General features: G+C 64.1%; 9 protein-coding genes. 2 read left to right on the forward strand and 7 right to left on the reverse strand.

Features of this window, described 5'->3' with window-relative positions:
- Positions 1–183: 183 nt before the first annotated feature.
- The 3 genes from M3I56_RS28270 to M3I56_RS28280 form a co-directional block, all read right to left on the reverse strand.
- On the reverse strand, positions 184–1425 hold the full coding sequence (locus M3I56_RS28270; protein ID WP_254356765.1) for an NAD(P)/FAD-dependent oxidoreductase: 1242 nt from the start codon (positions 1423–1425) through the stop codon (positions 184–186).
- Positions 1426–1587: 162 nt separating this feature from the next.
- On the reverse strand, positions 1588–2496 hold the full coding sequence (locus M3I56_RS28275; protein WP_254356766.1) for a glutamate/aspartate ABC transporter substrate-binding protein: 909 nt from the start codon (positions 2494–2496) through the stop codon (positions 1588–1590).
- Positions 2497–2697: 201 nt separating this feature from the next.
- On the reverse strand, positions 2698–3825 hold the full coding sequence (locus tag M3I56_RS28280) for an MFS transporter (protein ID WP_302057034.1): 1128 nt from the start codon (positions 3823–3825) through the stop codon (positions 2698–2700).
- Between the two features lie 192 nt (positions 3826–4017).
- On the opposite strand from M3I56_RS28280, the gene M3I56_RS28285 reads away from it, so the two are divergent.
- Complete coding sequence (locus M3I56_RS28285) at positions 4018–4542, forward strand: nucleoside 2-deoxyribosyltransferase (RefSeq protein WP_254356768.1); 525 nt, start codon at positions 4018–4020, stop codon at positions 4540–4542.
- Positions 4543–4579: 37 nt separating this feature from the next.
- On the opposite strand, the gene M3I56_RS28290 is transcribed toward M3I56_RS28285, so the two are convergent.
- The 4 genes from M3I56_RS28290 to M3I56_RS28305 form a co-directional block, all read right to left on the reverse strand.
- Entirely contained in the window at positions 4580–6253 is a 1674-nt protein-coding gene (locus tag M3I56_RS28290; RefSeq protein ID WP_254356769.1) for a S10 family peptidase, read from the reverse strand.
- A gap of 136 nt (positions 6254–6389) precedes the next feature.
- Positions 6390–8024 carry a protease pro-enzyme activation domain-containing protein gene (locus M3I56_RS28295; protein ID WP_254356770.1) on the reverse strand — a complete coding sequence of 545 codons (1635 nt, stop codon included), beginning with the start codon at positions 8022–8024 and terminating at the stop codon, positions 6390–6392.
- 346 nt (positions 8025–8370) lie between these two features.
- Positions 8371–9261 (reverse strand): UTP--glucose-1-phosphate uridylyltransferase GalU, encoded by an 891-nt coding sequence (galU, locus tag M3I56_RS28300; RefSeq protein WP_254356771.1) that lies wholly within the window; start codon positions 9259–9261, stop codon positions 8371–8373.
- A 264-nt stretch (positions 9262–9525) separates the two neighbouring features.
- A complete protein-coding gene (locus tag M3I56_RS28305) occupies positions 9526–9669 on the reverse strand; it encodes a hypothetical protein (RefSeq protein ID WP_169739118.1) in 144 nt (47 codons plus the stop codon).
- A gap of 199 nt (positions 9670–9868) precedes the next feature.
- Here M3I56_RS28305 and M3I56_RS28310 point away from each other — a divergent pair, with 199 nt between their 5' ends.
- A complete protein-coding gene (locus M3I56_RS28310) occupies positions 9869–11053 on the forward strand; it encodes an acyltransferase (protein ID WP_254356778.1) in 1185 nt (394 codons plus the stop codon).
- Positions 11054–11610: the final 557 nt, after the last annotated feature.

The raw sequence follows: 11610 nt of genomic DNA on the forward strand, positions 1-11610 counted from the left end.
AAAGCGCGGGTCAAAGCGCGGGACGGGAGGCCGCGCTGGACGCTGGGCGCCGGGAGCGGGATTGAGGCAGGGACTCATCGGGCGATCGGGCTGCGGGGAGTGTTTATCCGGCGCGCAGCGTATCCCGATCGCGAAAATAGCGGGGACGTCACCGCCCCCTGACTTCATCGCTCGACTCGCCGCTCAGGCAAGCGCCGCCGCGGCAAATTTGCCCATGTCCGTGGCCGGATCGCGCAGCGCATCGAGGTCGAGCTTCACGCCCTTGCCCACGAGCTTCTTGCCGCACAGGAAATCGGGCATCGAATTGACGGCGTCGACCGCGAGCAGCACGCGCTCCTTCAGGTAGTACACCGCGAAGCGCCGCGCGGCAGGGTCGCCGCGCACGATGGCCTCGTCATAGCCTTCGAGCAGGCCCACTGTCTGCAGCTTGAGGTCGTACTGATCGGACCAGAACCACGGCGCGTCGCACGCGGGGCGCGGCTTGCCGACGATCGCGGCGGCCGCGAGCTTCGCTTGCTCCACCGCGTTGTGCACGCTTTCCAGGCGCCCCGCGCGGCCATAATGCGCAAGCGGCCGGTGCGCGCAATCGCCGATAGCGAAGACGTCCGGGTCGCTCGTGCGCGCGTCGTCGTCCACCTGAATGCCGTTGGCGCACGTGATGCCCGCCGCTTTCGCGAGCGCCTCGTTCGGCAGGATGCCGATGCCGACCAGCGCGAGCGTGGCGGGTACGATCTCGCCGTCCGCGAGCTTTACGCCGGTGAGCTTGCCGCCCTCGCCCACGAGCGCCTCGATCTTCGCGTTCAGGCGCAGTGCCACGCCCTGCGCGCGATGCTCGTTCGCGTAGAACGTGGAAACGCTCTCGCCCGTCACGCGGCCCAGCACGCGCGGCGCGGCTTCGAGCACCGTGACCTCGTGGCCGAGCTGGCGCGCCGCCGCTGCCGCTTCGAGGCCGATATAACCGGCGCCGATCACCACGAGCTTTTCGCCCGGCTTCACGCGCTCGCGCAGCACGTCGGCGTCGGCGAGCGAGCGCAGCGCGATCACGCCCGCGAGATCGTGGCCCGGCACCGTCAACGCGCGCGGCGTCGAGCCGGTGGCGAAAATCAGCTTGTCGTATTGAAGCTGGCTGCCGTCGGCGAGCGTGAGCGTGCGGCTCGCGCGGTCGAGCGACTGCGCGCTCGCGCCGAGCTTCAGCTCGATGCGCTGCTCGTCGTAGAAAGCGCGCGGTTTGAGCCACAGGCGCTCGACGTCGGCCTCGCCCTTCAAATAGGCCTTGCTAAGCGGCGGCCGGTGATAAGGGGGCACCGGTTCTTCACCGACCAGCACGACGCGGCCGCCAAACCCATATTGCCGCAGCAGCGCCGCGGCGTTGCCGCCCGCGTGCCCTGCCCCAACGATCACCACCATGCTGCCGTCTTCTTGCATGTCCGCTCCCGCCTTTCCCGCTTGCTACACGTTAATTGATTCATCGCGCACATCGGCGGCTACGACTTATACGCGCGCCTTAACGCTCGCGCCAATGATCCGCCCGCGCCTTCCGCCGCGCCAGGATCGAGATCATCTCACGGTTCGCACGGGCACGCCGCGCTAATCGAAGGCGCGGTCGTTCGGCGCAGCATAGAGCGCGCGCAGTTGTTCGCTCATCGGAAACTCGAAATTCACGCCCTTGGGCGGCACCGGCTTCTCGAACCACTTCGCGTACATCGGATTGATTTCGCCACTCTTCATGAGCGCCGCCATCGTGTCGTTCACGAGTTGCCGGAACTCCGGGTCGCCGTTTCGCATCATGAAGGCATACGCCTCCGACGACTGCGGCGTGCCCACGATCACCCATTCGGAGGGCTTCGCCGTGAGCGAGCGCGTACCGGCGAGCAGCACGTCATCCATCATGTAGGCCACTGCGCGGCCCGACTCGAGCGTGGCGCGCCCCTCGCCATAATCGCGCGCGCTGATGATGCGCATGTTCATCTGCTTGTCGATGTTCATGCGCCGCAAGATGCGCTCGGACGTCGTGCCCTGGTTCGTGAGCACCGTCTTGCCCGCAAGATCGGCAAAGTCGTGAATGCCCGAGTCCTTGCGCGTGAGCAGGCGCGTGGTCGCGACGAAGAACGTATTGGAGAAGCTCACCTGGGCCTGGCGCGCCTTCAGGTTCGTCGTGACGCCGCACTCCAGGTCCACGGTGCCGTTCTGCACGAGTGGAATGCGGTTTTGCGAAGTGACGGGAATGAAACGCACCTGCAGGTTCGGGCGCTTCGTCCTGAGCTTGACTGCGTCGATCACCTTGTCGCAGATGTCCTGCGAAAAGCCGATCACCTGGTTGTCGCCGATCACGTAGGAGAACGGCACCGAAGTCTCGCGATAACCAACGGCGATGATGTTCGCCGAGCGGATCTTCTCGAGCGTAGGCTGCGCGACCTGGGCGGCCGCCGGCTGCAGCAGCGAGAGCCACGGCGCGATGGCCCAGCAAGCCCGCGACAGCAGCTTCAGTCGGTTCATGGATCGGTCCTCGTCGTCACGCTTCGTCTCTCGGCGTTATTTCGCGCGGTCGAAGCATACATTTGTCGCCACAATCGATCGTCGCGCAACATGCGGGAAATACCAGGGTGTCCCGAGATGTTAAACCGATCATGAAAAAAAGCAGCGGGCGCGGCCGCTGCTTTCATCGCTCATGCTGCGCAATCGTCGCGCCGCACGCGATCAGCCGTTGACGAGCTTCCTCGGCTGCAGCAGCGCCAGCACCGCGCCCAGCACCATGGCCGCCGAAACGCAGGACATGCCCGCGTTCGTGCTGTGCGTCACGTCCTTCATCCAGCCGATGATCGACGGGCTCACGAAGCCCGCAAGGTTCCCGATCGAGTTGATCATGCCGATGGCGGCGGCAGCCGACCCGCCCGCGAGAATCGCGCTCGGCCAGGTCCAGAACACGGGCATCGTGGCGAGCATGCCGGCCGCGCCCACCGAGAGCGCGAGCATGGCGAGCGGCACGTTGTGGCCGAACACGGTGCTGAAATACAGCCCGATTGCCGATGCCAGCGAAGCGATGGCGAAGTGCCAGCGGCGCTCGCCCGTGCGGTCGGCGCTCTTCGCGACGAACAGCATGCTGAACACGGCGCACGCGTACGGAATGGCGGTGAGCAGGCCCACGTCGAGCGCACTCTTCACGCCGCTCGCCTTGATGAGCGTGGGCAGATAGAAGAGCGTAATCACGCCCAGCACGAGTGAAGGCAGCGCTTCGATCAGGAAGAGCCACTGCCAGCCCGTCCAGCCGTTCGTGCCGGTGAAGGCCGAGAGAATCCAGCCGGAAAACGGCCCGCCCAGCACGCCCGCGATCGGAATGCCGATCATGAAGAGCGCATTCATGCGGCTGCGGCGCGCGGCCGGGAACCAGTAGGTGAGATAGAGCACGATACCGGGGAAGAAGCCGGCCTCGGCCACGCCCAGCAGGAAGCGCACGAAATAGAACTGTGTGGGCGTCTTCACGAGCAGCGTGGCCGCCGAAAGCACGGCCCACGTAATCATGATGCGCGCGATCCACACGCGCGCGCCTACGCGGTGCATGAGGATATTGCTTGGGACTTCGAAGAAAAAGTAGCCGATAAAGAAAATGCCCGCGCCGAGACCGTAGACGGTTTCGCTGAATTGCAGGTCGCTGAGCATCTGGAGCTTGGCGAACCCGACGTTCACGCGGTCGAGATACGCAGCCACATAGCAGAGGAAAAGGAACGGCAACAGACGCAATGTCGCCTTGGAATAGGCGCGCGTCTCGAGATTTTGTAATGAGGCCTTCGACTGGCCACCGGCGATCGTATGCACGGTCTCCAACATGATGGTGCAAAGCCAGTGCCGCGCAACGGCGCACGGCACGATGCAAAGTGCATGATCGTAGCGATTGACAACAATTGTTGTCAATCGTTTGTAAGCAACAGGAAGACGCAAGAAACCTCGCTGGCCCGGGACCAGGCGCTAGAATCGTCGAATCGGGTCTCGACGACCCCTTGCACTGGAGGACCGCGCGCCATGAATTCGACCCCGCTGCCCCGCCGCCCGCGCGTGTATCTCGCCGGCTTCGACGTCTTCCGGCGCGACGCGCTCGAGCATGGCGTACGCCTCGTCGCCGCGTGTGCGGAATTCGGCTTCGAGGGCGTCTATCCGCTCGACGCGCAAGCGCCCGCCGACCTCGACGGCCCGCGCCAGGCCGCGTGGATCTATCGCGCGAACGTCGAATCGATCCGCGCCGCTGATATCGTGATGGCAAACGTCAACGACTTTCGCGGCCCCGGCGAGCCCGACTCCGGCACCGCCTTCGAGATCGGCTATGCGGCTGCACTCGGCAAGGAAATCTGGGCCTACTCATCCGACGAAGGCACGCTCGTCGACCGCGTGCCTTCCGTGCCCGACGCGCAGGGACGCGTGTGCGAACGCGGCTACCTGGTGGAAGATTTCGGCCTGGCGAAGAACCTGATGATCGCGTGCGCGGCGCGTCTCGTGCAGGGCGACGCGCGCGCGTGTCTCGAAGCCATGGCGCAGGGGCGCACGCCATAACCGCGTGCAAACGCGTGCGCCGACGCCTGCGAAAGCATCAGTGATGCATGGTGCTCATCGTGCTCATGCGCTGGAGTGCGCGAATGCGCGCCACCGCGGGGCGGTCCGTCACGGCGACCTGATAGAGCTTCGCGAGATCGGCCTTGAGCGCCGTGCGTGAGCCGGCGTCGAGATACACCATGTGGCCCGAGGGATAGAAGCGCGCGCTCAGGTTGTCGCGCACCTTCTGGTCGAGCAGCGGCATCTTCTGCAGGTCGATCACGGTCTGGTAGAACGGCGTGACGAAGTCGTAGTAGCCGTTCGCCGAGAGCACGCGCAAATCCGGATTCAGTGCCATCACCGCTGCGAGATCGCCGGCCGTGTAGAGCACGATGTTGCCCTGCGCGTCCACGCCCTTTTGCGCGCCCGTCGGATCGATATGGCCGAAGTTCCAGTTCCTGAACGCCTGGTCGTTCAGGTCCGTGAACGACGAGTTCGTGCGGAACTTGAGCTGCTCGTTCAGGTAGCTGTTCCACATCGCCGTATAGACGCCGCTCACCGCCGTCATGGTGGGATCGTTGCCGCCCGAGTTGGGGTCGATATTGCCGGCAATGCCCGTGTCGATGGCGGTCACGCGGCCGTCGTACGAGCCGAGCGCCACGCCCTTGTCCTTCAGGAGCGACGTGAGAAAAAGCGAATTGCCGCGGCTATCGTACGAGGCGATGTCGAGATTCCACGACTCCAGCGTTTGCGTGTCGATGCCCGTGTATTGCGATAAGGTCTTGAGCGTGGCCGGAATGCTCTTGTCGTTCGCATCGGGAAACTTCGAGAGCGCCTGCAGATAATCGGTGCGCGCGAATTGCGCGACCTGCGCGGCGAACGCCTGCAAGTCCTTCGGCGCGGGCGTCATGCCGAGGCGCTTGTGATACCACGCGTCGGCGGCCGCCGTGGGCAGCGCGCCCACCGGATTGCCGCTTTGCGTGTAATCGAGAATCGACGACTGCAGCGTGATGCCGTTCAGATCCACGCCATCCTCGTGCAGCCGGTAGGCCAGCACGCAACTGCGCGCCGTGCCGTACGACTCGCCATAGAGAAACTTCGGCGAATTCCAGCGATCGTTCGCCGTCAGGTAGCGCTTGATGAACTGCTTGAGCGAATCCGCGTCCTGATCCACACCCCAGAAGTCGCGATTGTGATGCGGCGCGATCGCGGCCGAATAGCCCGTGCCCACCGGATTGATGAAGATGAGGTCGCTCTTGTCGAGCAGGCTGTCCGGATTGTCTTCGAGCGTATAGGGCGCGGGCGGCGTGAAGCCCGGCATCGAGGTCTTGATGCGCTTGGGCGCATACGAGCCGAGCAGCACGAACACGGAAGACGAGCCCGGGCCGCCGTTGTAGAAGAACGTGACGGGACGATCCTGCGCCTGCACGCCGTCCTTCGTGAACGCCACGTAGAAGATCTTGGCGTTGGGCTGCGAGCTGCTCGGATCAACCGTCACGAGGTGACCCGCCGTTGCCGTATAAGCAATCACTTCCTTGCCGATCTGGATGGCGTGATGCGTGATCGCGGCGTTCTCGGTCATGTCGGTGACGAAGTCGTCGGGACCGTTGCCGTAAGCGGTGGGATCGAAGCACGGCTGATCGGCCTGGGAGCGATGCTTGCCGTTGCCGCTCGCGGGGCTGGCCCCTTGAGCGCCGCCGTTGCCCTTGGTGGACTGCGCTTCGTCGTTCATATCGTCTCCACTTTCTGTGTGTTTGCGTTTGAGACAGTGAATGCAACTTCGAATGCAACCTCGGACGCAACCCGCATCGCGCCCGCCGCTTGACTCTCGCGCTCAGCTCGCGTCGCGTTAGTGCGCCGCGCTCATCCTACGCCGAGCCGAGCGCGGCTGCCACCTTGCTGCCCACCGGCGTGCCGAGGCCCGTGCAGGCGTCCCAGCCCGGCGCCGCCGAGAAGTCGCCATTGCTGCCGCTCGTCACGTCGTTGAAGGCGCCGGGCTGCGCGTAGAGCTTCGCGTTCGCGAAGCCCACGGGCGTGCCGCGCGCCGCGTTGATGCGCGTGATCAGCGCCGCCCACAGCGGCGCGACGGCGCTCGTGCCGCCCACCACCGTATCCGCGCCCGCCACGCGCACTTCGTAGCCCGTGGCGGGATCCGCGTCGGCGGCGACGTCGGGCACGCCGCGCCGCACCAGCGCGCCCGCCCCGCCGCTGCCACGCACCACGCGCAGGCCTTTTTGCCAGTCCGGCAGCGCGAACGTCGCGCTCACGCCACCGCCGGTCGCGCCGTTATCGCCTTCGCTCCAGACGGTTTCCTGCGAGATGCGTCCGTTCGACGCCGCGATGTGCGTGCCGCCGCAGCCGAGCGCGTAAGGGCTCGAGGCGGGAAAGTCGACATGATCGGCGCCGTCGCTCACGCCGTCCGACGAGCCGCTGTCGCCCGAAGCCGCGCACACGGTCACGCCGAGCGCGACGGCCGTTTGCAGCGCGTCGTTCAGCGCGCCGAGCGTTTGCTGCGACCACGCCGACTCCGGCGCGCCCCAGCTGATCGAGATGACTGAAGGCTTACGCTGGCTGTCGTGCAGCGCGGCGCTCACCGCATCGACGAAACCCGCTTCGCTGTTCGGCGCGAAATACACGGCGATGAGCGCCCCGGGCACCAGCGCGCCGGCGATCTCCACGTCGAGCGTGACTTCGGCGTCGGGGCCGTTGGGGTCGCCGGTCGGCGCGTTCGTCGCCTGATCGACGGAGACGTCCTCCACGCGCGGCGCGCTCACGCCCAACTCGTTGAAATACGCGCTGAGGTCCGCCGTGTCGTAGCCGCCGCCCATTTCGATGAGGGCAATGCACTGGCCGCTGCCGTCGCCCGCGGGAAAGCTGTAAAGCTCCGCGAGCTGTAAAGGCGTGAACGATCTGGTCACCGCGCGCGCGGCGCGGATTGGCGGGCGGATGGGGGCGCCGGGTGCGTCCGCCGCTGCCGGCGCATTGGTTAGATTCGTCGGCACGATGCGAAAGTGCGGCTGCGCCTTCGCGCGATTGTCGAGCCCCACCACGGCGGTGACGACCTCGTGCATGTCCTCCGGCAAATGCAGGGGGCCGCTCGGCTGGTGAAAGTGATGCGTGGTTTTGCCGACCTGATGCTCGAAGCGCTGCAGGTCGATGCCGAAGGCGGCGTTGTACTGCTGCACCGTGCCCGAGAGCACGACGCGGCGCGCCGAGGCGTCGGCCTGATCGACGGCGAGCCCATGCGCGCTCGCGAACTGCTCGACACGCTCGATGTCGGCGGCGCTCGCGCCGAAGCGCCGCTCATATTCCTCGCGGGACACCGGCTGCGCGGCGGGATCGTTCGCGGCGAGCCGGTCCACCAGCTCGTGAAATTCCGCCCACGCCTGACGCCGCAGGATCAGCACGATCCGGAAGCGCTCCGCCGGGTCGCAAGCGCCGACGCACTGCGCGCCGGCGGGTGCGGGATGTTCACTGCCTGCCAAGGGAAGGTGCCTGGTCATGGCCGGTTTCTCCTTCATGAAGCGCGTGCCTGGATTCTGGCCTTCGGACACGCGTTGAATTACGGGAGTTCCGCGCGCCAAACCGGCCCGGAATGCCGTACAAAATCGTTGGGATATTCACGCAGCATGCCCGCCGCGCAGCACGAACGCAAACGACGCGCTGTTCGCATTCGGCATGCCCGCCAGAACCGTTATACACCGGAGACGATTGCAAAGTTGTCACGGCGACGCGGGAAGGCCAGGTCGCGGAGAATGTGGGGGAGGTCATGCGAGATGGACGAAACGCGCGCGGGCGCTGAGCCCGCGCTTGAAGTACCCCGTAGCGTGGTTTTGGCGCTATGGAGTTTTATGCCGCAGCGGGCAGCGCCGCCGGCAGATGCGCTTGCAGATACGCTTCGAACTCGTCCTTGACCTCCGGATGGCGCAGCGCGAACTCCACCGTCGCCTTGAGGTAACCGAGCTTGCTGCCGCAGTCGAAACGCGTGCCCATGTAGCGGTACGCGAGCACCTGTTCATCGGTGAGCAGCGACTGCAGGGCATCGGTGAGCTGAAGTTCGCCGCCCGCGCCCGGCTTCAGCGCGCGCAGATGTTCGAAGATCGTGGGCATCAGCACGTAGCGGCCCACCACGCCGAGATTCGACGGCGCGACTTCCGGCGCCGGCTTTTCGACGATGCCCGACAGCTTGAACACATCCTCTTCCCACTCGCGGCCATCGACGATGCCGTACGACGCGCTGTCTTCACGCGCGATCGATTCGACGCCCACCACCGAGCTGTGATAGTGATTGAACGTGTTCACGAGCTGCTTCATGACCGGCGTGGGGCTGTAGAGCAGGTCGTCCGCGAGAATCACGGCGAACGGCGCGCCGCCGACGAGCTTTTCCGCGCACAGCACGGCGTGGCCCAGACCGAGCGCCTCGGCCTGACGCACGTAGAAGCAGTCCACATTGGCTGGCTTGATGCTGCGAACGACGTCGAGCAGCTTTTGCTTGTTGCGGGCTTCGAGTTCGCATTCGATCTCGTACGACTTGTCGAAATGGTCTTCGATCGCGCGCTTGCTGCGGCCGGTCACGAAGATCATTTCGGTAATCCCCGCAGCGATCGCCTCTTCCACCGCGTACTGAATGAGCGGCTTGTCGACGATCGGCAGCATTTCCTTCGGGCTCGCCTTGGTGGCGGGCAAGAAGCGCGTCCCAAGGCCTGCAACAGGAAATACCGCTTTGGTTACTTTCAGCATGATGTCCATTCCCAGATCGTTCGTTTGAGTCTCGGTCTCGCAGCGAGGCAAGCCGACTTCCCCGAGGTTCTGCCGTGGCAGATTCTTGTATTGAATAAAATTGTTTAGCGCCTTTTATGGAATAAAAAAAGGCCAATAAATTCGGATTTCGTGCTTCCAGCATAGCACCGGAAATTATTGCCATTCACACCGAATAATTCCAGACAGATCGGCATGAATTTCCTGCTCCATCCTGTGTCATGACGCGCCTTGTTCGGGCGCAGTCTACTCCGCTTCGTCGGCGGGCGGCAAGGCTGCGGAGCGCGTGCGTGCGCGCCGGATAGGCTCATTGCGCAACGCCTCGCGATACGCGGACACCCCCACGAGTATCAACAGCACGGCCACGCCGGCCAGCAAGTGCAGGTTCATCGGATTCTCCAGCGACCATAGTCGATCATACTCAAACTAGCATTCCAAATTCGATAAATAAACCGCTTTGTTTTTCAAGCCATTTATTTCTCCATTTCTCATTTCCGCACGAATACATTTTGAAAATCTTTTGCTTACTTCCCCCGCGCGCGCGCCCCTAAGATCGCCGGGTACTCTCTCCAAGGACCGGCTGACACCGATGAGCGATTCCGTACTCCAAACCGCCATGCCGCCTGCATCCGCCCTGCCTGCCGCCGCTGCCACTGCAGCGCGGCCCGTGGCCGCGGCCCGCGAGCTTGCCGGCGAGCATCTGATCGAAGCCCTGCGTGGCTTTGCAGCCCTGCTGGTGGCCTATTTCCATTGCCGCCAGGTCACCTGGATCGGCATGGGCGCGTTTCACCAGTTGCATGCCAGCCTCGCGAGCCCCGGCACCCTTGCCGCGTGGCTGACGTTCCCGATTGCGTGGGGATCGGCGGGCGTACCGATTTTTTTCGTCATCAGCGGCTATTGCATTCACCGCAGCGGCGCCGCGCGGCTCTTTTCGAACCCCGATTTCCGGCTCGACGCGCGGCAGTTCTGGCTGCGCCGCTTCGTGCGCATCTATCCGGTGCTGCTCGCCGCGTTGCTGCTCACGCTGGCTGTGGATTCGGTCAGCCTTTCGCTGCTTCCGGTGAGCCACAAGATCAACGAGATCGGGGCGCGCGATTTCTTCGTGAACCTGTTCTCGCTGCAGGGCGTGGCCGGTAAGACGTATGGCTCGAACGGCGCGCTCTGGACCCTTTCGCTCGAAGTGCAGTTCTATCTGCTGTACCCGCTGCTCTTCGCAGCGCGGCGCCGTTTCGGCCTGAATGTCGTGCTTGCCGCCGTGGCCCTCATCAATGTCGTTTCCGCGTTGACGCTGGAGCGGCATGACATCATTGTCTTTACGTCGTACTGGTTCTCGTGGATGCTCGGCGCATGGATCGCCGAAGTGCGTTTGCGCGGGTCGTCGGGGTTTCGGTTTGCTTACCCTGCTGCGGGGCTTTTCGCCGTGGCCGGTTGTGTGGCGTTTCACTTCGGGCAGTTTGGGGCGTTCCAGCTCTGGGCCTGTGCGTTTGCCTGCTATCTCGTCAAGGCCCTTGCGCGGCCTGCGCCTGCTTCTCCCGGCTTGATGCAGGCGCTGTTCTCCAGGATCGGCGATTTCAGTTACTCGCTCTATCTCATTCATTTGCCGCTCTTCGTGCTGCTCGGGTCGCTACTGTTCCGCTCCGAACTGCAGACTTCGATCTGGCCTTCGTTTGGGTTCACGCTCGGCGTCATTCCCGTTGCCTGGGTGTTCTATCGGCTATTCGAGAAGCCTGCGCTTAATGCTGCTGGTCGGCTTAGGAAGCGGGTTGTCGTTTGAGCTTCGCTTTTGGCTGCTTTTTTGGCCTTTCCTTGTTTTCGCGTCGGTATGCAGGTGTTGCCCCTGTGCGGGGCGGCACCTACTTCTCTTTGCCGGTTGGGTCTGCATGGGAAACCAGGTGGCACGCGTGAGAATTCGCGAGAACTCATGTGCCCCACTGGGGTTTGGTTATGCCCTTCGGCGCGCGGAGCGCCGCCGGAAAGATGAGCGCCTTGTCACTCCGGTTGGGGGCGAGTGGTGACAGACGCTCCGGAGCCATTCACCATTAACGGCGAGATGTGAACCGTGGCAGGCGCTAGCGGTTTGAACGGCTTTCTTTTGCCTACTTTTCTTTGCCGCGGTGTACAGACTGGAGACATGATTGACACATGTATGAGGACATCGTTGACACCTGATACTCACGGCAATGCTGCTTTCAGGTCAAGTGTCGCGACACGGTGATGGGCAAACCAGAGCTCGAATACACCGTCTTCGTCGTCCTTTGGACGGGCCGCCACGCGCAGCCCCTTGAGCGCAATCGAGAGCTTCAGTTTCTGCCCCCGCAAGCGCACCAGACC

The organism is Paraburkholderia sp. CNPSo 3281 (assembly GCF_024206515.1).
GTDB classification, from domain to species: domain Bacteria; phylum Pseudomonadota; class Gammaproteobacteria; order Burkholderiales; family Burkholderiaceae; genus Paraburkholderia; species Paraburkholderia nodosa.